This is a genomic window from Mycobacterium sp. IDUB_1 (assembly GCF_055419625.1).
Map to the genome: position 1 here is coordinate 887492 of NZ_JBVAYA010000001.1, position 23865 is coordinate 911356.

Annotated in this window: 22 protein-coding genes; 15 read left to right on the forward strand and 7 right to left on the reverse strand. The window is 69.6% G+C overall.

The genetic code is table 11. The features are described from left to right. Nucleotides 1-128 precede the first annotated feature (128 nt). From ACZYYX_RS04575 to ACZYYX_RS04610, 8 genes are all read left to right on the forward strand, one after another. Nucleotides 129-1142, forward strand: a complete 1014-nt coding sequence (locus tag ACZYYX_RS04575) for a L,D-transpeptidase (protein WP_463813243.1) — start codon at nucleotides 129-131, stop codon at nucleotides 1140-1142. A 72-nt stretch (nucleotides 1143-1214) separates the two neighbouring features. After that, on the forward strand, nucleotides 1215-2144 hold the full coding sequence (locus ACZYYX_RS04580; RefSeq protein ID WP_463813244.1) for a DUF4129 domain-containing protein: 930 nt from the start codon (nucleotides 1215-1217) through the stop codon (nucleotides 2142-2144). Continuing rightward, entirely contained in the window at nucleotides 2141-2623 is a 483-nt protein-coding gene (locus ACZYYX_RS04585) for a hypothetical protein (protein ID WP_463813245.1), read from the forward strand. The genes ACZYYX_RS04580 and ACZYYX_RS04585 overlap by 4 nt, the downstream gene beginning before the upstream one ends. Next, complete coding sequence (locus ACZYYX_RS04590; RefSeq protein WP_463813246.1) at nucleotides 2620-3585, forward strand: AAA family ATPase; 966 nt, start codon at nucleotides 2620-2622, stop codon at nucleotides 3583-3585. The genes ACZYYX_RS04585 and ACZYYX_RS04590 overlap by 4 nt, the downstream gene beginning before the upstream one ends. Continuing rightward, a complete protein-coding gene (locus ACZYYX_RS04595; RefSeq protein ID WP_463813247.1) occupies nucleotides 3582-4790 on the forward strand; it encodes a DUF58 domain-containing protein in 1209 nt (402 codons plus the stop codon). The genes ACZYYX_RS04590 and ACZYYX_RS04595 overlap by 4 nt, the downstream gene beginning before the upstream one ends. Further along, nucleotides 4787-5212, forward strand: a complete 426-nt coding sequence (locus tag ACZYYX_RS04600; RefSeq protein ID WP_463813248.1) for a hypothetical protein — start codon at nucleotides 4787-4789, stop codon at nucleotides 5210-5212. Before ACZYYX_RS04595 ends, ACZYYX_RS04600 begins: the two co-directional genes overlap by 4 nt. A gap of 65 nt (nucleotides 5213-5277) precedes the next feature. Next, on the forward strand, nucleotides 5278-5694 hold the full coding sequence (locus tag ACZYYX_RS04605; protein WP_463813249.1) for a thiol-disulfide oxidoreductase DCC family protein: 417 nt from the start codon (nucleotides 5278-5280) through the stop codon (nucleotides 5692-5694). Nucleotides 5695-5719: 25 nt separating this feature from the next. Continuing rightward, nucleotides 5720-6571, forward strand: coding sequence for a Vgb family protein (locus tag ACZYYX_RS04610; RefSeq protein WP_463813250.1), 852 nt, complete (start codon nucleotides 5720-5722; stop codon nucleotides 6569-6571). Between the two features lie 4 nt (nucleotides 6572-6575). On the opposite strand, the gene ACZYYX_RS04615 is transcribed toward ACZYYX_RS04610, so the two are convergent. Then, a complete protein-coding gene (locus tag ACZYYX_RS04615) occupies nucleotides 6576-8558 on the reverse strand; it encodes a M13 family metallopeptidase (protein WP_463813251.1) in 1983 nt (660 codons plus the stop codon). Nucleotides 8559-8598: 40 nt separating this feature from the next. On the opposite strand from ACZYYX_RS04615, the gene ACZYYX_RS04620 reads away from it, so the two are divergent. Together ACZYYX_RS04620 and ACZYYX_RS04625 are read left to right on the forward strand one after the other, a co-directional pair. Continuing rightward, nucleotides 8599-9207 (forward strand): hypothetical protein, encoded by a 609-nt coding sequence (locus ACZYYX_RS04620; protein WP_463813252.1) that lies wholly within the window; start codon nucleotides 8599-8601, stop codon nucleotides 9205-9207. Continuing rightward, a complete protein-coding gene (locus ACZYYX_RS04625; RefSeq protein ID WP_463813253.1) occupies nucleotides 9204-9893 on the forward strand; it encodes a hypothetical protein in 690 nt (229 codons plus the stop codon). Before ACZYYX_RS04620 ends, ACZYYX_RS04625 begins: the two co-directional genes overlap by 4 nt. 92 nt (nucleotides 9894-9985) lie before the next feature. Here ACZYYX_RS04625 and ACZYYX_RS04630 read toward each other — a convergent pair whose 3' ends face one another. Both ACZYYX_RS04630 and ACZYYX_RS04635 read right to left on the reverse strand, forming a co-directional pair. Continuing rightward, a complete protein-coding gene (locus ACZYYX_RS04630; RefSeq protein ID WP_463814801.1) occupies nucleotides 9986-10468 on the reverse strand; it encodes an XRE family transcriptional regulator in 483 nt (160 codons plus the stop codon). A 2-nt stretch (nucleotides 10469-10470) separates the two neighbouring features. Further along, nucleotides 10471-13401, reverse strand: a complete 2931-nt coding sequence (locus tag ACZYYX_RS04635) for an MMPL family transporter (RefSeq protein WP_463813254.1) — start codon at nucleotides 13399-13401, stop codon at nucleotides 10471-10473. Nucleotides 13402-13680: 279 nt separating this feature from the next. Here ACZYYX_RS04635 and ACZYYX_RS04640 point away from each other — a divergent pair, with 279 nt between their 5' ends. The 4 genes from ACZYYX_RS04640 to ACZYYX_RS04655 all read left to right on the forward strand — a co-directional run bounded on the left by ACZYYX_RS04640 (nucleotide 13681) and on the right by ACZYYX_RS04655 (nucleotide 16836). Continuing rightward, nucleotides 13681-14205 carry a hemophore gene (locus ACZYYX_RS04640; protein WP_463813255.1) on the forward strand — a complete coding sequence of 175 codons (525 nt, stop codon included), beginning with the start codon at nucleotides 13681-13683 and terminating at the stop codon, nucleotides 14203-14205. A gap of 126 nt (nucleotides 14206-14331) precedes the next feature. After that, on the forward strand, nucleotides 14332-14721 hold the full coding sequence (locus ACZYYX_RS04645; RefSeq protein ID WP_463813257.1) for a heme-binding protein: 390 nt from the start codon (nucleotides 14332-14334) through the stop codon (nucleotides 14719-14721). 5 nt (nucleotides 14722-14726) lie between these two features. Further along, complete coding sequence (locus ACZYYX_RS04650) at nucleotides 14727-15473, forward strand: response regulator transcription factor (RefSeq protein ID WP_335331443.1); 747 nt, start codon at nucleotides 14727-14729, stop codon at nucleotides 15471-15473. A 22-nt stretch (nucleotides 15474-15495) separates the two neighbouring features. Continuing rightward, entirely contained in the window at nucleotides 15496-16836 is a 1341-nt protein-coding gene (locus ACZYYX_RS04655; RefSeq protein ID WP_463813258.1) for a HAMP domain-containing sensor histidine kinase, read from the forward strand. On the opposite strand, the gene ACZYYX_RS04660 is transcribed toward ACZYYX_RS04655, so the two are convergent. From ACZYYX_RS04660 to ACZYYX_RS04670, 3 genes are read right to left on the reverse strand one after another with little or no spacing between them, the layout of a single operon-like run. Further along, nucleotides 16825-17181 (reverse strand): DUF3054 domain-containing protein, encoded by a 357-nt coding sequence (locus ACZYYX_RS04660; RefSeq protein ID WP_463813260.1) that lies wholly within the window; start codon nucleotides 17179-17181, stop codon nucleotides 16825-16827. The genes ACZYYX_RS04655 and ACZYYX_RS04660 overlap by 12 nt on opposite strands. Then, a complete protein-coding gene (locus ACZYYX_RS04665) occupies nucleotides 17168-18427 on the reverse strand; it encodes a M23 family metallopeptidase (RefSeq protein ID WP_463813261.1) in 1260 nt (419 codons plus the stop codon). The genes ACZYYX_RS04660 and ACZYYX_RS04665 overlap by 14 nt, the downstream gene beginning before the upstream one ends. After that, a complete protein-coding gene (locus tag ACZYYX_RS04670; RefSeq protein ID WP_463813262.1) occupies nucleotides 18424-19605 on the reverse strand; it encodes a lysylphosphatidylglycerol synthase transmembrane domain-containing protein in 1182 nt (393 codons plus the stop codon). The genes ACZYYX_RS04665 and ACZYYX_RS04670 overlap by 4 nt, the downstream gene beginning before the upstream one ends. Nucleotides 19606-19682: 77 nt before the next feature. Between ACZYYX_RS04670 and ACZYYX_RS04675 the strand changes: the two genes are divergently transcribed. After that, entirely contained in the window at nucleotides 19683-20873 is a 1191-nt protein-coding gene (locus tag ACZYYX_RS04675) for an AI-2E family transporter (protein ID WP_463813263.1), read from the forward strand. A 3-nt stretch (nucleotides 20874-20876) separates the two neighbouring features. Here ACZYYX_RS04675 and mmpL3 read toward each other — a convergent pair whose 3' ends face one another. Continuing rightward, on the reverse strand, nucleotides 20877-23843 hold the full coding sequence (gene mmpL3, locus ACZYYX_RS04680; RefSeq protein WP_463813264.1) for a trehalose monomycolate exporter MmpL3: 2967 nt from the start codon (nucleotides 23841-23843) through the stop codon (nucleotides 20877-20879). Nucleotides 23844-23865: the final 22 nt, after the last annotated feature.

Here is a 23865-nt window from a genome sequence, read left to right on the forward strand (position 1 = left end):
ACGATCATCAGTGCAGGTCAGGGCCACCACGATGGCGGCTGCCCGGGATACGTCAGCCCGCTGGCCAGGAGAATCGTTCCCGACGCTGTGCCACACTGGGTGCAGTCGCGGGACTTGGAGGTACTTGCATGCGGCAGGCAAACAGGAGTCGGTTGATCGCCGTGTTGTCGGTGATGACCGTGGTCGCCGGCATGGTGCTCAGCGCCCCGGCGGCACTCGCGCAGCCCGACGTGGCGCCGCCGCCGGCGCCTGCAGATCCGTTCGCGCCGCCGCCCAACCCGCTGGCGTTCCCGAACCCGTTCGCGCCGCCACCCGCGCCTGCCGTGACTCCCACCGCGGCCGACCCGTTCGCCGTGATCCCCGGTGACCCGATGCCGATCCCGGAGGGAACGCCCGCCGGGCAGAACCCGACGCCGTTCGTCGGTCAGCCGCCCTTCGTGCCGCCGTCGTTCAACCCCACCAACGGCTCGATCGTGGGTGCGGCCAAGCCGATCTACATCAACTTCCAGCGGCCCATCGCCAACCGGCAGATGGCCCAGGACGCCGTCCACATCTCCTCGGTACCGCCGGTGCCCGGCCGCTTCTACTGGACCAGTGACACGCAGCTGCGTTGGCGCCCCCAGGACTTCTGGCCGGCCGGCACCGTCGTGAACATCGACGCCGCAGGGACGAAGTCCAGCTTCACGGTGCCCGAGCAACTGGTCGCGACCGTCGACGACACCACCCACACGATGACGGTCGTGCGCAACGGCGTCGTCGAGAAGACGTTCCCGGTGTCGATGGGCAAGACCGACGGCAAGCACGAGACCAAGAACGGCACCTATTACGTGCTGGAGAAGTTCGCCGACATCATCATGGATTCCTCGACCTACGGCGTGCCCGTCGACTCGGCCGAGGGCTACAAACTCAAGGTGCAGGACGCCGTGCGCATCGACAACAGCGGCATCTTCGTGCACAGCGCGCCGTGGTCGGTGGGCGACCAAGGGAAACGCAACGTCAGCCACGGCTGCATCAACCTCAGCGCCGCGAATGCCCAGTGGTTCTACGACAACTTCGGCAGCGGTGATCCCGTCGTCGTCAAGAACTCCAAGGGCGGGCTGTACAACCAGCCCGACGGTGGGTCCGATTGGCAGATGTTCTGACGAACTGAGCTGGACCGGCCGGCTAGCGGTCACCCCCGTGCCACGATGGTGTGAGGCGAAGGGTGGGCGCGGATGCCCGGTGACGGCAAGGCAGTGGTCCGCACCGTCGGCGTGCTCCTGCTGACGCTGTTCGCCATCGCCGCGCTGCGCGGAATTCTCCCCGGGGCACCGCCCCCGACGCCCGACGACGATCCCGACGGATCGGGCTCCCAGGTCGCCGTCGTGATCATGCTGGCTGTGTCGGTGACGGCGCTGGCTGTGTCGGTGCTCGCGCGGGCCCGAACACCGCGCCCCCACCACGCCGACAGCGAGCCGCCACGGCGCGATGCCGGCGCCGGCGGCGCCATCTCGTGGCGGATGCTGCTGATCGCCGGGGCCGTGCTGCTGGCCTGGCTGCTGATCGTCCTGCTGCTGATGCGGTGGGCGTCGACGATCGACCCGTCGGACCCCGGAGCGCCATCGCCTCCCACGGCCGCGCCCGACGCGCCGGCGGACGGTTCTGGGGCCGGCCCCGAGCGCGGGGCAGATGGCAGCATGTTCGACCTGCTGATGGGTGCGGCCGTCGTGCTGGTCGCGCTGTCCGTGCTGGCGACGCTGCTCGCGCGCCTGAGGCGGACCACCCCGGCGCCGATTGCCGGTGACGGGCCCACGACGGGCTCACCGCCACCGCCCGCCCCGGATCTGGCCCGCGCGGCCGAGCGGGGACTCGCCGAGGTCGGCGACCGCAGCCGCGATCCGCGGGAGGCGATCATCGCCTGCTACGTCGCGATGGAGCAGGAGCTGGAGAAATCGCCGGGCACCGTCCCGCAGGCCTCGGACACCCCGGCCGAGGTGCTCGCCCGCGCGGTCGCCCGCCGCGCCGTGCATGCGGGCAGCGCCGCGCAGCTGGTGGATCTGTTCGAGGAGGCGCGCTTCTCTCCCCACGTGATGAACGAGGGACACCGCGACGAGGCCGTGCGCGCGTTGCAGGTGGTGCAGCGAGAGTTGCAGGGCGCCTCGTGACCCGCGTCGTCGCGGCCGCCGTGGCGCTGGTCGTCGCGGTGGAGGTCTGTGCGTTCGCGCTCGCCGACCGCGATCTGGTGATCGCCGTGACCGGCGCTGCATTGGTGGCCGCGCTGGTGTGGATCCGCTGGCACCTCACCCGACGCACTGACACCGAGCTCGACGCTGCCGCCGATACCGCGACGATCTCGTTGCAGCGCTGGCATTCTCGCACCGAGACGCTGATCTCATGGGCCGACTCGTCGCGCGCCGACTGGGATCGGAGACTGCGGCCGATGCTGGCGCGCCAGTTCGAACTCGCGGCGGGCAACCGGAAACGCAAGGACGCCGACAGCATCGATGCGACCGGGCGGATGCTGTTCGGCGAGCGGCTCTGGCCGTGGGTGGACCCGAACAACATCTCGCGCACCGGCGCCACCGAGCCAGGGCCTGGGCGCGACGTCCTCGACGAGATCCTGAATCGGCTGGCCCGACTGTGAACGCGCCGTTGGCCACCACGACGGCGGCGTGCGAGGCCGTGCTCGACGAGATCGGCCGGGCCGTCGTCGGTAAACGGGAGGCGCTGACGCTGATCCTCATCACCGTGCTCGCCCGCGGCCACGTTCTCGTCGAGGATCTGCCCGGTCTGGGAAAGACGTTGATCGCCAAGTCTTTTGCCGCCGCCCTCGGGCTGCGGTTCACCCGCGTGCAGTTCACGCCGGACCTGCTGCCCGCGGATCTTCTGGGTTCGACGATCTACGACATGCAGTCGGGCCGGTTCGAATTCCGGGGCGGCCCCGTCTTCACCAACCTGCTCCTCGGCGACGAGATCAACCGGACCCCACCCAAGACGCAGGCAGCGCTGCTGGAGGCGATGGCCGAACGCCAGGTCAGCATCGACGGGGTCACCCACCCGCTGCCCGAGCCGTTCCTGGTGCTGGCCACCGACAACCCGATCGAATACGAAGGCACCTACCCGCTACCCGAAGCCCAGCTGGATCGCTTCGCGCTGCGGCTGGAGCTGAAATACCTGTCGGCACAGGACGAGACGACGATGCTGCGGCGCCGGCTGGAGCGGGGCTCGGCGCCTCCCGAGGTGACCGAGGTGGTGACCGCGCAGGAACTCATCGCGATGCAGGAGTCGGTCGAGCTGGTCACCGTGCACGACGACGTCCTCGGCTACGTCGTCGCGCTGGCCACAGCGAGCCGGCACCACCCGCAGGTCGCCGTCGGTGCGAGCCCCCGCGCGGAGCTGGATCTGGTGCAGCTGGCCCGCGCCCGCGCGCTGCTCGCCGGCCGCGATTTCGTGATCCCGGAGGACGTCAAGGCGCTGGCCGTGCCGGTGATGGCGCACCGCATCAGCCTGCGGCCGGAGATGTGGGTGCGCAAGGTTGCCGGCGCCGACGTCGTCGACGACCTGTTGCGCCGCACGCCCGTTCCGCGCGCCAGGGGCACCTCGTGACAGTCGTCGAGTTGCGTTGGCGTGCTTCGGCGTTGACGCGATCGGCGACGACGTGTACGGCGCTTGCGTTCGGTGTCGCCGTGCTGACCGGCCGCTGGGATCTGATCGCCTTCGGCGCACCGCTGGTGGCGGTGCTCTGCTCTCTGGCATGGCAACGACCCGTGCCGACGGTGTCGGTGAGCGGAGAACCGGCTCAGCAGAGGTGTTTTGAAGGTGAGCAGGTGCTGGTCACGGTCGGCGCCCACGCCGACGACAGCAGTACCGTCGCCGTCACGGCCGTTGCCCCGCCCGGGATGACCGTCGACGCCTCGGGTGCGACGGTCACGGTGCAGGCGCCGCGGTGGGGGCGCTATCCCATCGAGGCGAGGGTGCGCGTCCTCGGCCGCGGCGGGCTGCTCGAAGGAGCCGGCTCCGCGCCCGCCGCACAGGTCTGCGTGTTCCCGGTGGCGCCGCCGCAGTCGACCGCGATCCCACGCACCGAACTGTTGGACCGCCTGGGCACCCACCTGACCCGGCACACCGGCCCCGGCGTCGAGTACGCCGACATCCGGCCCTACGTGCCCGGCGACCAGCTGCGCACCGTCAACTGGCCCGTCAGCGCCCGGCGCGGCGCCCTGCACATCACCGAGCGGCTCACCGACCGGGCCGCCGACGTGGTGGTGCTCTTCGACACGTATCCGCAACCGCCGGGGCCGGCCACCGCTACGACCGAGCGGACCGCGCGCGGCGCCGCGCAGGTGGTGCAGAGCGCGCTGCGCTACGGCGACCGGGCCGGGCTCGTCGCGCTCGGCGGCCGCACCACCCGCTGGCTAGGGGCCGACATCGGCGCCCGCCAGTTCTACCGCATCCTCGATACGATGCTCGGCGCCACCGGCAGCACCTATGAATCGGGCACCGGCACCCTCGCGCCGCGCCCCGCGCTGCCCGCCGGCGCGATCGTCGTCGCGTTCTCCACCATGCTCGACACCGAGTTCGCGCTCGCACTGATCGACCTGCGCCGGCGAGGCCATCCGGTGGTGGCGGTCGACGTGCTGCAGGGCTGCCCCGTCGAGGGTGAGATCGATCCGCTCGTCGATCGGGTGTGGGCGATGCAGCGCGCCTTCATGTATCGCGACATGGCCACCGTCGGGGTCGACATCGTGGCGTGGCCTGACGAGGCCACCCTGGACCAGGCGATGGCTCTGCTCCCGGAGCGGCGGCGATGAACAAGGTGTTGCTGCCCTTGGCTTTTGCCGCGGTGATGATCGGCGCAGCGGTCGGTGACGGGGCGGGGTGGGCGCTGGTCGCGGCCGGCGCTGCCGCCGTCGCCGTCGCCGTCGCGATCTGGTGGCGACCCGCAGCCACGGTCGCCGTCGCGGCGACCGTCCTGACCGTCGTGCTGGCCGGCACCCCGCCACTGGCCGCGGCGCTCTCCGGCCTTGCGGCCACCGCCTACCTGGTCACCCGGCACGACGCGGCGACCGTACCGACGATGGCATTCGCGGTCGGATTCGCCGCGGCCGCCACCCTCGTTGTCGCGGTACCGATCGAACTGCCCTGGATTCCGCTGGCCGCGCCCCTGGTCCTGCTGGCCGCGTACCTGCTCGCGGTGCGGCCGTTCATCGCGCCCGATCGACCGAGCATCTGATATCTCACATTCGGCATCATTGCCGCGCGGGCGGGAACCCTGATGTCGGCGCGAGGAGGTATGCGATGGACGCCAATACGCCGGTTCTGCTGTACGACGGCATCTGCGGATTCTGCAACGGTGCCGTACAGACCATCCTGCGGCTCGACCGCGACGGCGATCTGCGGTTCGCTGCGCTCGACAGCGATTTCGGCGCCGGCGTCCTCGCCCGCCATCCGTTCCTGGCCGACGTGGACTCTGTGGTGTTCGTGGACAACCCTGGCAGGCCCGACGAGAGCGTCTCCGTGAGATCGGCCGCCGCGCTGGCTGTGGCGAAATACCTCGGCGGGCCGTGGCGGGCGCTGCTGCTCGCCAGAGCCATCCCGGCGCCCGTCCGCGACCGGCTCTATGACGGCTTCGCCCGTGTCCGGTACCGCATCTTCGGCACCCACGACACGTGTCCCATCCCGGCGCCGGAGGTGCGGGCTCGCTTCCTGTTCTGAGCGTGCCGTGCCGTACGGTCGTGGCGTGAGCCGCGCCCTGGACATCGCTGTTCCCGGCGGCCCGTACGCGCTCGCGCAGGGAGCGGACGGCGCCATCTGGGTGACACTCGTGCACAGCGGCGAGATCGCGCGCATCGCCCCCGATGGTGACCTCGACGTCCACCCGGTGCATCCGCAGAGCAAGCCGTCGATCATCGTGGCGGCGCCGGACGGCGGCATCTGGTTCACTCGCAGCGGTGACGACCGGATCGGGCGGATCGGGATGGACGGCACCCAGCGCGAGATCGAATTGCCCGGTGGTAGCGCACCGTTCGGTCTCTGCGTCGGGCCCGACGGGGCGCTGTGGTTCACGACGATGACGTCGGGCACGGTGTGCCGGATCGGCGCGGACGACGGGGTGGAGGTGGTGGCCGCCCCCGGCGGCGCCCCGTCGATGATCACCGCGGGTCCCGACGACGCGATGTGGTTCACCCTCAATCAGAAGAGCGCCATCGGGCGGGTGGACATGGCAGGAAACATCAGCGTCCGGCCGACGCCGACCCCGGCGGCAGGGCCCGTCGGCATCACGGCGACGCACGACGATGCGGTGTGGTTCACCGAGATTCGGGCAGACAAGCTGGGCCGCATCCCGATGAACGAGGCGATTCAGGAACTCGAACTACCGGGCAAGCCTCACGCCGTGGTGGCCGATCGAGCCGACGGGGTCTGGGTCAGCCTCTGGGAGAGCGACCAGGTCGCCCGCGTCGGCGCCGACGGCGAGGTCGTGACGATCGACCTGCCCGCAGGCAGCGAACCGCACGGACTCGCCATGGCCGCCGACGGTGCGCTGTGGGTGGCCCTCGAGGCGGGGTACGTCCTGCGGCTGCCCGTCAGCTGACCGATCAGTTCCAGATCCGCACGCGCCGTTCGGGTTCCAGGTACAGCTCGTCGCTCTCGCTGACGTCGAACGCCTCATAGAAGGCGTCCATGTTGCGCACCACGCCGTTGCACCGGAACTCCGGCGGCGAATGCGGATCGATGGCCAGACGCCGGATCGCCTCGGCCTCGCGGGACTTGGTGCGCCACACCTGGGCCCAGCCGAAGAACACGCGCTGCTCGCCGGTCAGCCCGTCGATCACCGGCGCCGGCTTGCCGCCCAGTGACAGCCGGTAGGCCAGCAGTGCGATCGAGAGCCCGCCCAGGTCGCCGATGTTCTCGCCGACGGTGAAGGCACCGTTGACGTGATGTGACGGTTCGAGCCCGCGCGGGGTGAACGTCTCGTACTGCTCGATCAATGCCTTGGTGCGCGAACCGAATTCACTGCGATCCGCGTCGGTCCACCAGTCCACCAGGTTGCCGTCACCGTCGTACTTGGCGCCCTGATCGTCGAAGCCGTGCCCGATCTCGTGCCCGATCACCGCGCCGATACCGCCGTAGTTGGCGGCGTCGTCGGCGTCGGCGTCGAAGAACGGGGGCTGCAGAATCGCTGCGGGGAAGACGATTTCGTTCATGCCGGGGTTGTAGTACGCGTTGACCGTCTGCGGGGTCATGAACCACTCGTCGCGATCGACCGGGCCGCCGAGCTTGGCCAGGTCGCGGTCGTACTCCAGCGTGTAACCGCGGCGGTAGTTGCCGTACAGGTCGTCGCGGGCGATCACCAGTGACGAATAGTCCCGCCACTTCGCCGGGTAGCCGATCTTCGGCGTGAACTTGTCGAGCTTCGCCAGAGCCTTCTCCCGCGTCTGCGGGGTCATCCACTCCAGGGTGTTGATCGACACCCGGTAGGCCTCGCGCAGATTGGCCACCAGCTCGTCCATCCGCGCCTTGGCCTGCGGTGGGAAGTACCGCTCGACGTAGAGCCGGCCCAGCGCATCACCCATCAGCGACTCGACCACCGACACGCCCCGCTTCCAGCGGTCGCGTATCTGCTCGGTCCCCGACAGCAGCCGGCCGTAGAACGCGAAGTCCGCGGCGACGAGCTCATCGGTCAGCAGCGACGCGCGCGCATGGATGAGTCGCCAGCGCAGCCACGTCTTCCACGTCTCGAGGGGCTGGCTCGACCACAGCGCCGCGAATGCGGTCAGGTAATCCGGTTGGCGCACCACCACTTCGGCAGCCCGCTCCGGCCCCGCGCCCAGCGCACCGAGCCAGCCTGCCCAGTCGAAGCCGGGCGCTTCGGCGGCCACGTCGGCCAGCGTGCGCAGGTTGTAGGTCAGGTCGGCGTCGCGGCGCTTGACCACATCCCAGTGTGCCGCCGCGAGCTTGGTCTCCAGCGCGACGACGTCAGCCGCGGTAGCACTGCGCTCACCGCCGTACACCAGGGCGAACATCGCGGCGATGTGCTGGGGATAGGCGGCCAGGATCTCGGCGTGCTGCTCGTCGCGGTAGTACGACTCGTCGGGCAGGCCGATGCCGGATTGCGTCATGTGCAGCAGGTAGCGCGTCGAGTCCTTGGAGTCGGTGTCGACGTACACGCCCGTCCCCCCACCCACGCCCGTGCGCTGCAGTTCACCGAGCACCCGGGCCAGCGCCTCGGGGGTGTCGGCGGCGTCGACGAGAGCCAGCTCCTCCAACAGCGGGGCCAGCCCGCGCTCACGGATCGTCTGCTCGTCCATGAAGCTCGCGAAGAGGTCGCCGATGCGCTGTTGATCGGTTCCCTCGGGCGCGTGAGCCTCGGCAGCTTCGGTGATGAGGTCGCGGATCTGTTCCTCTGCGCGGTCGTAGAGCGTGCGGAAGGCACCGTCGGTGGCCCGATCCGCGGGGATCTGGTACTCGGCGAGCCAGCGCCCGTTGACGTGACCGAACAGATCATCCTGCGGCCTCGCGTCGCCGTCGACGTAGCGCAGATCGATACCGGACTTGGAAGATGTCGCTTCTACCGTCACCCCGACATCCTTCCAGAACCACCCGGGTACCCTCACCGGCATGCCCGATGACCAGCCCCGATCCACGACGGGACCCGAGTCCGACGGCGAGCAGGCGCCGCACCGCACCGTCACAAGCTATGGCATCGCCTCGGCGGTCCTGGCCGTCGTCGCCGTCGCGGCGGTGGTCCTGTCGGCGATGATCTGGACCGGCCATCACGGCGAGACCGACGAACGCGCCTACCGCACCCGGGTGCTGCAGGCCGCCGCCGAGTGGACCGGCGTGCTCATCAACATGACGGCCGACACCGTCGACACCGACCTCACCACGCTGCACGACGGCACCGTCGGCCAGCTCAACGCCGACTTCGAGCAGACCGTCGAGCCGTATCGGAAGCTGGTCCGCACGCTCAAGTCCCGCACCACGGGGCAGATCAACGCCGTCGCGCTGGAGAGCGTCTACCACGAGCAGCCCGGGATGCCGGCCGCTCCGCCGCCACCCGAGCTGGCCGGGTTCGCCAGCCGCACCGACACGGTGCTGGTGGTCGCCACGTCACTCAGCGAGAACGCCGGCACCGACAAGCCGCAGACCGTGCGGTGGACGCTACGCCTCGACGTCTCCGACGTGGACGGCAAACTGTTGATCTCCCGGCTGGTGCCCATCCGATGAGGAACCTGCTGCGCGTCGCGCTCTTCGACGTACTCGCCCCGCTGGCCGCCGTCGCGGCGTTGATCTACATCGGCGTGGCGCTGGACTGGCCGCTGTGGTGGGTGTCGGTGTGTTCGGTGCTGTGCCTTCTCGTGGTCCAGGGCGTGATCGTCAACATCGTGCTGGCCCGCCGCGACGCCGTCACCGTCGGCACCGACGACGACGGGCCGGGGCTGCGGTTGGCGGTCATCGGGACCGCGGCCGCCGCGCTGGTGGCTGCGTCGGTCGTCGGCTACACGCAGTGGACGGTGCCCGACCGCACGCTGAACTCCGACAGCGTCGAGGTGACCGGCATCGCCAGCAGCGTCGCCGAGGCGTCGGCGACGTTCACCCCGCAGGATCCGACCGCGTCGATCGACCGGGCCACGCAGATGATGTCGCCGGAGAGCGCGGAGCGGTTCAAGGCCGACTTCGCCACGATCGCCAAGGATCTGGGCGGGCGCAACGTGTCAGCGCAGGCCAGCACGGTGTCGGCGGGTGTGGAGGCCATCGGTCCGGAGGCGGCCAGCGTGGCCGTGGTGCTGCGCGGCACGCAGAGCTCGCCGGGCAAGCCGACCGACAGTGCGGTGCTGGCGCTGCGGGTGTCGTTGTCCAAGACCGACGGCCGGTGGCTGGTGGAGGACGTCGCGCCGTTGCACTCCCGCTAGCGGCGCGACGGGCTCATGCCAGCGAGAAGCCAGGGCTGTGATCGCGGCCCGATCACGACCAGGAATGCGCTTCCGCGGGCGGCGCGGCGGGCTCAGGAGCGCTGGCTGCGCATCTTCGCGAAGCGCTCCGACAGCCGGCCCATCCTGATCATCAGCGACGCGGGCGGGCTGACGGTGCCGCCCAGATAGGCGGCGAAGTCGGTGGGTGCCACCCCGATCCTGGACGCGAACTCCTGCTCGCCCAGACCCGAGCGCTCCAGCAGCAGCCGGACGTGGCGGCCCACCTCGGCGCATTCGTTGGCCTCGAGATGCTCCCGGGTGCGCACCAGCACTTCCGACATCGCCTTCGACACCCCGTAGGGCTCGGCCGTCTCGAGCACCTCTTCGACCTGACGGGCCGTGCGGCCGTAGGGATCGCGCTTGATGGCCACGACGATGCGCTGCCACACGGCGAGGTCGTCGCGTTCGAGCGCGGCCCGGATGGCAGCTGTGGGCCAGAATTCGACGGGTCGGTCATCGGGAGACGTGCCGGGGCGCGGGCGGGGAGCCGGCGACGACCGCGCTTCCGATGACACAGTCACCTCGCCTCCTCCAACATCGCCACCGCGACCGACAGGCACCGCTGCCTGACTCCGGCCCACTCGGCCTCCGCGGCGGGCCCCGACGTCGCGATGTCGGGCCCGTCGGAAGGCCGGGGATCGGCCAGGCGACGCACCAGCTGGGTGGCCACCCAGTGCTCGCGCGCCGGTTGACCAGAGTAGTACCGGTCCATGCCGGTCAGCACTTCCGCCGCGGTCTGCGTGTCCATCGAGGTGACCAGTTCGGCGAACTCCGAGTAGTCGCGGGCGCTGTTGCGCTCCATGATCAGGAAGCTCTTCAGGCGCAGCGTCTCGGCGCCGGTGGGGATCTGCAGCCGGTCTCCGGTGGGCAGCAGCACGTTGGTGGTCTCCATCGGGCTGGTGCGCTCGAGCGGGGTGGGGCCGTGATCCTCCGCGATGGCCCTCTCTGCGGCCCTCTCGATGGCCAACGCGTCGAGTGCGACGTCGAGGCGCCCCCGCCACATCGTGACCGGATGCTTGGGGAGTTTCACCGCGACGGTCTTGCCGTGCGCGCGGTTGCTGATCGTGGCGGGCACCCGACCCTCGGTCTTCAGCCGTCCCGGCACCAACTTGCCGCACGGTTGGCACCCGCTGAACGCCAGCGGGTCGGCAACCGTAATAGCTTGCGGTGCAAGACTTTTCAGCTTCGCCGCGGATTTGACGACGGTCCGCAGATCAGCTCCCGATGGCGCGAGCGCGGAGATGTCGTCGGGGATGATGATGAGGTCGCCGATGTCGGCCTTGGGTAGCGGCTTCTCGAAGTCCACCGACGGCAGCACCCGGTCCAGCCACCGCGGCAGCCACCAGTTCCACTCGTCGAACATCGCCATCAGCGCAGGTACCAGCACCAGCCGCACCACCGTGGCGTCCACCGCGATCGCGACCGCGCAGGCCACCCCGAGCTGGGCCACCAGCGGCATACCGGCGAACGCGAACCCGATGAACACCGCGATCATGATCAGTGCGGCGCTGGTGATGGTGCGGGCACTGGTGGACACCCCGTACGCGACGGCGTCGCGGGTGTTCCCGGTCTGCAGGAACCGCTCCCGAATCCGGGTGAGCAGAAAGATCTCGTAATCCATCGACAGGCCGAAGGTCAGCGCGAGCACCAGCGGCGGGATCGTGCTGTCCAGCGACGAGATCTGCTTGAAGCCCAGGTCGGACAGCCAGCCCCACTGGAAGACCACCACCAGGCTGCCATAGGCGGCGGCCACCGACAGGACCGTCATCACCACGCCCTTGAGCGCCAGGAACACCGAGCGAATCGACACCAGCAACATCACGAACGCGATGAACGCCACGAACGCGAACACCGCCGGCTGGATCGCGGCGACGCGATCGTCGAAGTCCTTGATCAGCGCCGTGGGCCCGCCGACCGAGATCTGTGCACCGGTGCCGGCGACCGGGGGTAACTGCTCCCGCATCCAGTCGACTGTCTCGCGCGCCCCCATGTCCTCGGGGTCGACCGAGAGCACCGCCGACAGCAGGGCGCTGCGGTAGTCGGTGCCGAACACCGCGGGCGACACCGAGACGGTGTTGGGCGCCTGGGCCATCCGCTGCCGGATGGCGTCGAGCAACGGTTGTTTGGCGGGCGCCGACGCGGCGTTGCCCTCCGGGAAGGTCACCAGTACGCGGACCGGGCCGAGTGCGCCCGGGCCCAGCGCTTCTGCCGCCGCGTTCACGCCGCCGCGAATCTCGTGGGTCGGGTCGAACTGCCGCTGCATGCTGTTGCCGAGCGCCATCGAGAACGCCGGTGCGGCGAAGGCCAGCAGCAGCGCCGCCGCGCACAGCGCCGACACCCACGGCCGGCGCATCACCCCTCCGGTCCAGCGGGTCCAGAACTTCGACTGCGTCGCCTCGATGCCGCGACCCCAGTGCAGGTACGACGAGCGTCGCGCGGCGCGGCGGCCGAACGTGGCGAGCACCGCAGGGGTCAGCGTCGTCGACGTCAGCACGGCGACCGCGACAGCGAGGATGGCGCCCGTGGCCATCGACCGCAGCACCGGAGTGTTGATCAGGTAGATGCCGGTGACCGACGCGATCACCGTCAGACCCGACAGCACCACCGCCAGACCCGAGGTCGCCATCGCGGCGTCGGCGGCGTCCTGGGGTTCGCGGCCCGCGCGTAGTTCCTCGCGGAAGCGCATCAGGATGAACAGGGAGTAGTCGATGGCCACGGCGATGCCGAACATCGACACCGTCGATGTCACGAACACCGACATAGTGGTGTACATCGACAGCCAATAGACCAGGCCCATCGTGACCGCCACCGTGCACACACCCAGCAGCAGCGGCATCGCGGCGGCGGCGAAGGAGCCGAACACCGCCAGCAGCACGATCAGCACGATCGGCAGATTCCATCGCTCGGCCTGGGCGATGTCGTGTTTGGTGGCCAGCGTCGCCGCCGCACCGAGCGCACCCTGCCCGATGACGTAGAAGCGCACCTTGCCGTCCGCGGTCTGGCCCGGGTCGTCCCCGTCGATGCCGACCTTCTGGCGCAGCTGTTTGGCGATGTCGACCGCACCGGTGTTCTCGAACCCGAGTTGCAGCGTGATCACATACGGCCGGTCAGGCGCAGGGGGCGGCTGGCCCGGATTGGGCATGACCATGACGCTGGGCACCTCGGCGGCGATCTTCTCCAGGTAGGCCACCGCGGCGTTCATGTCATCGAACGACGCGTCCGGACGGGGTGCGGCGACCAGCGCCAACGGGGATGCGCCCTGATCGGGGAACTGTGCTTCGAGCTGACGCTGCACGTACAGCGACTGCGAACCCTCGACCTCGAAACCGCCGCCGGTCAGGTTGCCCGACTGGTTCATCGCCAGGTAGATCGAGGGGACGAGAAGCAGCAGCCACACCGCGAAGACCGCCCAGCGGAATCTGCGCAGGTTGCTGCTCACGCGCATCATGAACTGCTGGATGGGACGTCCCCACTTTCTCCCCGGCCTTTCGTAGCGAAAGGGTACAGCAGTCAGTTGTGAGGGGACCTGCGCGAACACTCCTGCCAGAGATGCCTCATGCAGCTCTAATACCTTCCCGCCGACGCGCTCGATTGGGCGCCCGGCGCCGGTGATGGCACGATGACCTCGACGTGGGCCAGATGTTGTCCGTCGGTCGGGGAACTTTGCTGTTGACCGTAGGAAGGCGTGCGCGGCCGTCAGGCGCGCGCAGGCCGTAAGGAGTTCGCCATGTTTGCACGCTCGACATTCACCACGCGCCGGGCCGGCGCCGCCGCTGTGGCGCTCGCCGCCCTGGGTGGCGCGGCGGTGGTGATCCTCGGTCCGGCGGCGCCCGCCGGGCAGGCCGCGCCGGACCCGTGCGCTGCCAGCGAGGTCGCCAAGACCGCAGGTGCAGTGGCCACGAACACCGGTACGTACCTGGAGACCCATCCGCAGACGAACCAGGCGCTGACGCTGATCGCCAAGCAGCAGGGCGGGGCCCAGTCGCTCGGCGCGTTCAAGTCCTACTTCGACGCGAACCCGCTCGTGCAAGCGGACCTGCAGCGCCTGCAGCAGCCGCTGGTGTCCCTGGCGGCCCGGTGTCAGTTGCCGGTGACGTTGCCGCAGATGCTGGGGCTGGTGCAGGCGGTCTCGCCGGGAGCCGCTGCAGCAGCCTCCCCGGCCGCCACGAGCATGGGCGCCGGGACCGCCGAGGCCGCCCCCGCCGCGCCGGGAGACGACTCCGGAGATGTCGCGGCGACCCCTCTGCGCTGAGGGTTTTTCTCACCATCCGTTAATTGCTCGGCAGGAAAGTCGGCTACCGGTCTGCTTAGCTTCCTAGGATGGTCTGCAGACCGGCCCGACAGGAGCCGGCTCTCACCTAAAGCTGAAGGAGACTTCATGTTGATCTCGGGTCCCATCCTGCGCCGCGCCGTTGCCGGCGCTCTGGGCGCGGGCGCGGTCGCCGGCGCCTCGTTGTTCTGTGCGATGCCGATGGCGTCCGCGCAGCCTGCGTTGCCGCCGAACTGCACCGCGGCGGACTTCTCCGGAGTCGCCTCCGGCGTCTCGGCGTCGACCTCGGCGTACCTGTTCACCCACCCGCAGGTCAACGATTTCTTCTCGGGCCTGCAGGGCCTGCCGATGGAGGAGCTGCGGCCCAAGGTGGTCGACTACATGAACGCCAACCCCCAGGTCAAAGCCGAGATGACGGCTATCCGTCAGCCGCTGATCGACATCAAGAACCGGTGTGGCTTCTCGGAGCGTGACACCAACGGACCGCTGTTCCCGTAGGCGCCATGCGAGACAGGGTGGACGCTTCGCCCACCCGTGGAGGGGAGCTGTCCGCCCAGGACGGCGCGGGTCGGACGGTGCTGATGGTGGATGACGATCCGGATGTCCGGACGTCGGTGGCGCGCGGTCTGCGCCATTCCGGGTTCGACGTCAGGGTCGCGGCGACGGGCAAGGAAGCACTGCGGCTGTTGTCGAGTGAGTCGCACGACGCGCTGGTGCTCGACGTCCAGATGCCCGAGCTCGACGGGGTCGCGGTGGTGACGGCGTTGCGCGCGCTCGGCAACGACATCCCGATCTGTGTGCTGTCGGCGCGCGACACCGTCAACGACCGCATCGCGGGCCTGGAGGCCGGCGCCGACGACTACCTGACCAAACCGTTCGATCTGGGTGAACTGGTGGCGCGGCTGCACGCGCTGCTGCGGCGTGCGCATCACTCCGATCCGATGTCGGACACGATGACGGTCGGTTCGCTGACCATCGACACGTCGCGGCGGCTGGTGTTCGTCGCCGGGGAGCGTGTCGAGCTGACCAAGCGGGAGTTCGACCTGCTCGCCGCGTTGGCCGAGAACGCCGGCGTGGTGCTGAGCCGGCAGCGACTGCTGGAGCTGGTGTGGGGCTACGACTTCGACGTCGACACCAACGTCGCCGACGTGTTCGTGTCCTATCTGCGGCGCAAGCTCGAGCGTGACGGCCTTCCACGCGTCATCCACACCGTGCGCGGCATCGGTTACGTGCTGCGGGAGGAGCCGTGAGAAGCCTGCTCCCGGGCACACGGTGAGGCTTCCACGCGCCTTCCGCTCCGCCTCGCTGCGCACCCGGGTCGCCATCGCGTCGGCCGCAGCGGCGGCCGCGGTCGTGGCGGCGTTCACGATTCTGACCTCGCTCGTGCTGGCCAACAACGACGCCGCGCAGCTCGATCGCCGGCTCGATGCGATCGTCGACGCCAGCGTGTATCCCGAGCAGCTGACCGATCAGCGGCGCGGCGTGCTGCAGACGGGCCGGTCGCGGTCCTCGGGGCAGGTGGTCTATCAGCGCGGCTTCCAGCTTCCCGCATTGGCTCCCGGCACCGAGACCGTCACGGTCAACGGGGTCGAGTACCGGGTCCGCACGCTGCCGGTCGACCAGAACGGCGGCGTCCTGATGTCGATCGGCATCCGTGCTGACAGCATCCTGCTCAACCGGGCCCGGGTGCCGCTCTACATCGCGGTCGGTGTGGTGACCGTGCTGATCGCCGCCGGGCTGGGGTGGCTTCTGGCCGGACCCGCGATCCGGCCGCTGCGCCGACTCACCGAACACACCAAGCAGCTGGGCAAGGGTTCGGAGAGCATCCCGGCGGTGCGTGGGGTACGCGAGGCCGAAGATCTGTCCGAGGCGATGAGCGCGATGCTCAACCGCCTCGCCGCGGCGCAGCGCGCCACCACGAATTCGCTGCAGGCCGCACAGGACTTCGCCGCCAACGCCGCCCATGAACTGCGCACCCCGTTGACCGCGATGCGCGCGGACCTGGACACGCTGCGCATCCACGACCTCCCTGCCGAGGAGCGCGCCGAGGTGGTGGGCGACCTGTCGCGCGCCCAGCGCCGGGTGGAAGGCATCATCACCGCGCTGGGCCAGCTGGCGTCCGGCCAACTGGCCCAGGCCGAGGACCGCGAAGTGATCGACGTGACGGACATGCTCGACCGGGTGGCCCGGGAGAACATGCGGGTCAACCGCGACGTCACGATCGAGGTGCACGCCGCCGACACCCTGGGCTTCATTCTCGGCTGGCCGGGCGGGCTGCGGCTGGCGGTCGACAACCTGGTGCGCAACGCGATCACCCACGGCCAGGCCACCCGGATCGTGCTGGCCGCCTACCGGCGCGACAATCTGCTGACGATCGTGGTCGACGACAACGGACGCGGGCTGCCCGTCGACGAGCACGAGACCGTGCTGGGACGCTTCTCCCGTGGCAGCAACGCCTCTCCGGGTGGCTCGGGTCTGGGGCTGGCGCTCGTCGCGCAGCAGGCCGCCCTGCACGGCGGCGCCATCGAGCTGTCCGACGGTCCCCTCGGTGGTCTACGCGCCACCCTCACGGTGTCGACAGAGCCTGTGCCGCAGGACGATTCAGAGGACTGATCGAGCGATCGCCCGCCAGCCGAGCAGCAGAGCCGCGGTGGTGAGTGTGGCGACGACGATGAAGCTGGCCGCAGTGCCCTGCCCGCTGACCTTGCGCAGCAGCATTCCGACCACGACGGTCGCGACCCACACCGCGACACCCGTCGGCAGCAGCGCCACCGGGCGCCGCCACGCGCGGGCGAGCAGCCAGCCGAGCGACGTGCCGGCCAGGAACGGCCACGCCGTCTCCGCCACCCCCGCCACGGTCACCCCCTCGGCGTGACTGCGGCGCCCGATCGCGCAGAACACCATTACGCACACCACGTCGGCGGCCAGCGCTGCCGGTGCGCGGCTACCGGTCCGCATAGGTCATCAGGTCGTCCTGCAGCGGCATGACATCGCGTTGCGGCTTCACGTCAGCGGCGGGCGGCAGCGGCACCGGGCGCCCCGCGGTCAGCGCGTCCTGCGAGTCGGGCACCCTGCCCTGCAGGTCGAACGACGAGAACACGAACGGCAGACCGTCCGAACGCAACGGGTCCGGTGTGCTCATCACGTGGAAGTGCAGGTGCGGGGCGTCGGTGTTGCCGGTGTTGCCCAGATGGGCCAGCGGCTGCCCGGCGGTGAGGCGGTCGCCGGGTTTGACCGTGATGCTGCCCGTCTGCAGGTGGGCGTAGAGCGCGTAGTTGCCGCCGCCGAGGTCCTGCACGACGTGGTTGCCCGGGTACTGGTTCAGCGTCAGTCCCACGGGCGCGGCGCCCGGCGTCTCCTCCGCCATCCCGTCGACCACCGCGACCACCGGCCCGTCGGCGACGGCGTGCACGTCGGTGCCGTAGTACGGGTAGCTGCCGAGGTCCGACGGCGCGCCGGTGAACAGCTTGCCGTCGGGCATCAGCTGCAGGTAGTCGATCGCGAATCGTTCTGCGGCCCAGGTCTTTCCGTTGATCGGGTTGAGCGCACCGCGATGCCCGGAGATGCCGCAGCAGCCGTCCCCGTCGAGCCAGTTGGGCCCCGACAGCGGCGGCGAGATGGTGATCGGGGTCCGCTTCTGCACGGCCACCGGCGCCACCTCTTCGACCATCGCGGCCGGGATCAGCGGCGGCTGCGGCTGTCGCACCGAGACGCCGAGCTCGTGGACGAGGCGCTCCGGTGCCGGGGTACCGGCGGGCAGCGCGACGTCCAGCCACACGTGTGCCGTCTGAGCGGGCCCGAGAACGCCTGTGGGAGCGGGGATTCCGGCCAACCGGGTGGCTGCGGTGAGCTGGTCGGCGGGCAGCGTCAGCAGGGTCTGGACGCCGGCGCGGACGTCCAGCGAGGTCAGCGACACCTCTTGCGAGAGCGTGTTGGTCAGCATGAGTTCGTAGACCAGGTGCGTCTTGCCGTCGGTCGCGGGCACCGGGATGGGTTCGGCGACCGCCTGGGCCAGCACCGGGGTGAGCACCGAGGGTTCGGCGGGGCCGGGGGCTGGGGCGGCGCCGGCCGAGGTGGGCGTCGAGCTCGGCGGCGGGGCCGACGTCGAGCTGGCGGTGTCGGGGGCCGGCGACCGCGAGCAGGCCGAGGAGAACACAGTGGCGGCAGCCACCGTCAGGACGGCGAGGGTTCTGGGGAACGTCATGACGCCTGCTGGGTCTCCTCGGGCGGTGGCGGATGCGGCGCATCCGGATCGGGGCTGAACTGCGGGCAGATCGGGTCGACGGCGGCCGGGGGAGCCGTGTCGGTCTCGTTCTCGGCGCGGACGTCGCTGTCGAGGTCCTTCTCGGTGCGGAACATGAAGAAGAACACCACCCACCCGATCGCGGCGATGAAGATCCAGCTGATCAGCCGGTAGATCAGCATCGCCGAGATCGCCGAGGCCAGCGACATGCCGCTCGACACCAGGCCGGGCACCAGCACCGCCTCCACGACCAGTAGCCCGCCGGGCATCAGCGGGATGGATCCGACCGCGCGCGCGGCGGCATAGGCCACGGTCACGCCCGCGAGCGACGGATGGCCTCCGGTCGCGTAGCAGGCGGCGAGCAGGCAGCCGACGTCGGCGATCCAGTTGAACAGCGACCAGCTGAACGCCGTCGACAGATCCCGGCGGCCCAGCTGCACCGACTCGAGCTGCTCCAGGATTTCCCGCCACTTGGTGAGTCCGGTGTCGGTGGGCCTGCCGCGCAGAGAGTTGAACCAGCTCAGCACCCGGGCTCCGATGCCGTCGATGAGCTCCGGGCGGGTCGCCACGGCCTGCGCCAACAGCACCAGCGCCAGGAAACCGCCGAGCGAGAAGATCAGCGACAACGGGTTCTTGCTGGCGCCGAGCAGGAAGGCGCCGCCGAGACCGAGCAGCGCCAGACCGACCACCTGCAGCACACCCGACATGACCAGCTGCCACGACGCCACCAGCGGGGACGCGCCCCACAACCGCTGCTGGCGGTAGATGAACGTCGCCGAGAGCACGGGGCCGCCCGGCATCGTGGTCGACAGGGCGTTGCCGGCGTAGAAGGCAGCCTCGCTGCGCCACTGATGGACGCGCACGCCGGCCGAGGCGAGCAGCGTTCGCTGGATCTGGGCGAAGCTGTGCATCGACGCCATCGCCGCCAGGGCCGCGACGCCGACCCACCACCAGTTCGCCGAGTACAGGCTCTTCCACGCTTTGGCCAGCTGATCGCGCACCAGCACCAGTTCGACGGTCAGCACGATGATCGCGACCGCGATGAGCACCCATCGCAGCCACCAGTACTTGCCCCGGGCGGGGCGCTCCGCGCCGGCGCCGGCCGCTTGCGGCTGCACCGGGGGAGCGTCGTGTGACACGCCCTACAGGGTAAGGCGTTGACCCGCCCGGACCCGAGCAGCGAAGCCGCAGCGGAAAGTGCCGTTACGCTACCGGAATGTCTGCGCGTCCGTTTGTGGACCCATCCGCCGACGAGTCGGTCAGCCCGCTGGTCCGCAAGGGTGCCGCGTGGGCGTGGCGCCTGCTCGTCATCTTCGGTGCCGTATTCGCGGCGCTGTGGGTGGTGGTGCAGGTCGAGGTCATCATCGTCCCCGTGGCGCTGGCCACTCTGGCCGCTGCGCTGCTGATGCCCGCGGTGGACTTCCTGGACCGCAGGGGGGCTCCGCGCGGTGGCGCGGTGGCGCTGATCCTGCTCGGCGGCATGGCGCTCGTCGGAGGTCTCCTCAGCTTCGTCGTCAGCCAGTTCATCGAGGGCGCCCCGGCGCTGGTCGACCAGGTCACCCGCAGCATCGACGGGGTGCGTCGCTGGTTGATCGACGGTCCCCTTGGCTTGAGCCGCGAGCAGATCGACAACGCGGGCAACGCGGCGATCGAGGCGCTGCGCAACAACCAGGAGAAGGTGACCAGCGGCGCGCTGTCCACCGCGGGCACCATCACCGAGATCCTCACCGGCGCGCTGCTGGTGCTGTTCACGCTGATCTTCCTGCTGCACGGCGGCCGCAACATCTTCGAGTTCGTCACCCGGATCTTCCCGACCGGTACTCGCACGCGGATTCGCGACGCGGGCCGTGCGGGCTTCCATTCACTGATCGGGTACGTCCGGGCCACGTTCCTCGTCGCGCTGGTCGACGCGCTCGGCATCGGGGTCGGGTTGGCGATCATGGGGGTGCCGCTGGCGTTGCCGCTGGCATCACTGGTGTTCCTGGGCGCGTTCATCCCGCTGGTCGGCGCCGTGATCACCGGCTTCCTCGCGGTGATCGTCGCGCTGCTGACGAAGGGCCTGATCTACGCACTGATCACCCTCGGTCTGATCCTCGCCGTCCAGCAGCTGGAAGGCCACGTGCTGCAGCCGCTGGTGATGGGCCGTGCCGTGTCGATCCACCCGCTGGCTGTCGTGCTCGCGATCGCCGGCGGCGGCGTGCTCGCCGGCATCGTCGGTGCGCTGCTCGCGGTCCCGGTGCTGGCGTTCCTCAACAGCGCGATCCGCGTGCTCGTCGCCGACGATCCCGCCGAGGCGGAGGCCGCCGCCCAGGCAGACGACGGGCCGGTGCTCAGCGCCGAACCCGACAGCGTCGAATCAGACGACGTCGAATCAGACGACGTCGAATCAGACGAGGCCGAGCACTAGCGCCTACAGGCGGCCTTCGCGACGCAGCAGCTCCTGCGCGCTCAATCCGCCTCCGCCGCGCCGGGGTGCGTCGCCCTCGGGTCGGGTGTTCAGCTTCTCGGTGGCCGTGTCCGCATCCGACGCGCGGGCAGTCGGGATCGCGCGGGTGGCGTCGTCCTCATCCCTGGGACCTTCATCGGGACGCTGCGCCGGGATCGCCGTCGTCGCATCGGCGGCACCGGGATCGGGCATTCCCCGGGTCGGCTCGCCGGACGGGCGCGGTGCGGCCGCGGGGGCGGCGGGCGCGCCGCCCGAACCCCGCAGATCACCGAGCCACGACTCGATCTCGCGGTCGTCGCGTGCAGGCGGGGTCGACGGCCCGGCGGGACGCTGTTGTCCCCGCTGGGTGACCGCGTCAGCGGCGCTGCTGACCGCGCTGCGGACGGCGTTCTTGGCCACCGACAGACGGGTGGTCTGCGGCTCGGAGTCCGGCACCGGCGGACGCGGCGGCGGTCCCGGCAGCCGTGTGGTGCCGGCACCTGACGGTCCGCCGGGGCGCGGTGCGGTGGCGATGCGGGTCGTCACACCCGCCCGGTCGGGAGCGGGGTGGCCGGGATCGTGCGGCGGCATCGGACGCGACGGCGCGGACACCGGTGCGCCGGCGCCGACGAGTGCCTCGGCGGGTGCGGGCTCGCGCACCGACGGGCGTTTGCGCTCGTCGGGCAGCTCGGTCTCGCCCAGGCCCATCTTCTCCTGGACCCGCTTCATCCAGCGCGGCGCCCACCAGCAATCGTCGCCGAGCAGCTTCATGATCGCGGGCACCAGGAACATCCGGATGATCGTCGCGTCGAGCAGCAGGGCGATCAGCAGACCGAACGCCAGGTACTTCATCATCACCAGGTCGGAGAATGCGAAGGCGCCCACGACGACGGCCAGCACCAGCGCAGCGCCGGTGATCAATCGGCCGGTGGTCGCGGTACCGATGCGGATCGACTCCGCGGTCGACATGCCCCGCGCCCGCGCCTCGACCATGCGGGACACCAGGAACACCTCGTAGTCGGTGGACAAGCCCCAGATCACCGCGATGATCAGTCCGATCATCGGCGCCATCAGTGGCTGCGGGGTGTAGTTCAGGATTCCGGAGCCATGGCCGTCCTCGACGAACATCCACGTCAGGATGCCCATGGTGGAGCCGAGGGTGAGCGCGCTCATCAACGCCGCCTTGATCGGCAGCACGATCGAGCCGAAGGCCAGGAACATCAGCACTGTCGTGGTCAGGATCAGCACCACCACCATCAGCGGAAGCTTGTCGAACAGGCTCTGGATGCTGTCCTGTGCCAGCGCTTGTGTTCCGCCGACCAAGACTGTCGTGCCACGCGGGGGCGACAACGCGCGTAGTGCGTCGATCTTCGCAGGGGCATCAGCGCTGTTGACCAGACCGTTCTGCAGAACCCGCACCGACGGATCCTTGCTGCCACCTTCTTGGACGGACCGTTCCTGCCACATCTTCGACGGCTCGTCGCTGTCGGTGAAACCGGGAACCGTCTCCGCCTTGGCCCGCAAGTCCGCGACCTGCTGATCGGTGACGGGCTGCCCGTTGTCGCTCTGGATCACCAGGGTCAGCGGCTCGGTGCGGTACGTGGGGAAGTCCTTGTCGAACTGCGCCTGTGCCATCCGCACCGGGTTGTCCGGTGGCAGGTATTTCTCGCTGTACCCGCCGAGGGCGAGCTGTCCGAGCGGGATCACCAACAGGATCATCACGACCAGGATCGGCGCCGCGAACGCGATGGGCCGCTTCATCACGACGTTGACCAGCCTGCCCCAGAAGCCCTTTTCGACTTCTTCCCGGGTCTTGGTCTTCTGGGTTTTCTCGGCCAGCCACTCGAGGTAGACGCGCATCGGCTTCCAGTTGCGGAAGAACGGCACCCGCAGCAGTGTCCGCACCCCGAGCGCGTCCACGTTGGAGCCCAGGATCCCGAGGGTCGCGGGCAGCACGGTGATCGACAGGAAGGCCGCCAGCAGCACCGACGCGATGATCGCGTAGGTGATCGACTTGAGGAAGCCCAGCGGGATGAGCAGCAGGGGAAGCGACGACGCCACGATGATCACCGCAGAGAACGCCACAGTGCGGCCTGAGGTCATCACCGCCCGCCGCACCGAGGCCTCCACGTCGTAGCCTTCGGCGAGTTCCTCTCGGAAGCGACTGACGATGAAAAGTCCGTAGTCGATGGCGATGCCGAACCCCATCATCGTCACGACGGGCTGGGCGAAGAAGTGCACGTCCATGAAGTCGGCGGTGAACCGCAGGATGCCGAGCGCGCCGCCGATCGTGAGGCCGCCGATGATCGCGGGCAAGGCGGCCGCGACGGCACCGCCGAAGACGAAGAACAGCACCACGGCCACAAGAGGAACGATGGCGAGCTCGGCGCGTTTCTGGTCGGTGGCGATGGTTCCGGTGAGCTCGCTGGCGATGGGGTTGAGGCCGGCGAGCTGGATATTGCCGTCGTTGATCTGGCGCAGCGCCGGTTCGACTGCCTGGTAGTTCTTCAGGATGGTGTCGTCGTTGTCACCTTGAAGCGGAATGGCGACGAAGGTTTTCGAGCCATCTTCTGTCTTCATCTGCTGCACGGTTTCGGACGTGCTGTCGGGTGCGCGCAGCCAGCCGACCCAGCTGACTATCTGGTCCTTGTTCTCGTCGACGACCTTGTTGAGCTCGCCGGTGACTTCCTTCTGCCAGGCCGGATCGGTCACCTTCTTACCGTCCGGGGGCGTCAGGATGGCTACGACATGGCTGAGACGGTCACGCCCGTACACCTCGTCGCCGAGCACCGAAGCCTTGACCGACTGACTGCCCTCATCAAAGAAACCGCTCTGGGTGACGTGGGCGCCCAACGAGGACCCGTAGACGCCGCCGCCCAGGCACAGTGCGACCATGACACCGATGACGATGTATCGGTACTGGTACACCGTTCGACCCCACCAGGCGAACACTTCAGCTCCTCAATAAGTCGTT

What these genes read in the sequence shown, in the direction of transcription:
- ACZYYX_RS04575 (WP_463813243.1), top strand. Translation starts at nt 129, where the DNA reads ATGCGGCAGGCAAACAGGAGTCGGTTGATCGCCGTGTTGTCGGTGATG.
- ACZYYX_RS04580 (WP_463813244.1), top strand. Translation starts at nt 1,215, where the DNA reads ATGCCCGGTGACGGCAAGGCAGTGGTCCGCACCGTCGGCGTGCTCCTG.
- ACZYYX_RS04600 (WP_463813248.1), top strand. Translation starts at nt 4,787, where the DNA reads ATGAACAAGGTGTTGCTGCCCTTGGCTTTTGCCGCGGTGATGATCGGC.
- ACZYYX_RS04605 (WP_463813249.1), top strand. Translation starts at nt 5,278, where the DNA reads ATGGACGCCAATACGCCGGTTCTGCTGTACGACGGCATCTGCGGATTC.
- ACZYYX_RS04620 (WP_463813252.1), top strand. Translation starts at nt 8,599, where the DNA reads ATGCCCGATGACCAGCCCCGATCCACGACGGGACCCGAGTCCGACGGC.
- ACZYYX_RS04625 (WP_463813253.1), top strand. Translation starts at nt 9,204, where the DNA reads ATGAGGAACCTGCTGCGCGTCGCGCTCTTCGACGTACTCGCCCCGCTG.
- ACZYYX_RS04635 (WP_463813254.1), bottom strand. Translation starts at nt 13,401, where the DNA reads ATGATGCGCGTGAGCAGCAACCTGCGCAGATTCCGCTGGGCGGTCTTC.
- ACZYYX_RS04640 (WP_463813255.1), top strand. Translation starts at nt 13,681, where the DNA reads ATGTTTGCACGCTCGACATTCACCACGCGCCGGGCCGGCGCCGCCGCT.
- ACZYYX_RS04645 (WP_463813257.1), top strand. Translation starts at nt 14,332, where the DNA reads ATGTTGATCTCGGGTCCCATCCTGCGCCGCGCCGTTGCCGGCGCTCTG.
- ACZYYX_RS04650 (WP_335331443.1), top strand. Translation starts at nt 14,727, where the DNA reads ATGCGAGACAGGGTGGACGCTTCGCCCACCCGTGGAGGGGAGCTGTCC.
- ACZYYX_RS04660 (WP_463813260.1), bottom strand. Translation starts at nt 17,181, where the DNA reads ATGCGGACCGGTAGCCGCGCACCGGCAGCGCTGGCCGCCGACGTGGTG.
- ACZYYX_RS04665 (WP_463813261.1), bottom strand. Translation starts at nt 18,427, where the DNA reads ATGACGTTCCCCAGAACCCTCGCCGTCCTGACGGTGGCTGCCGCCACT.
- ACZYYX_RS04675 (WP_463813263.1), top strand. Translation starts at nt 19,683, where the DNA reads ATGTCTGCGCGTCCGTTTGTGGACCCATCCGCCGACGAGTCGGTCAGC.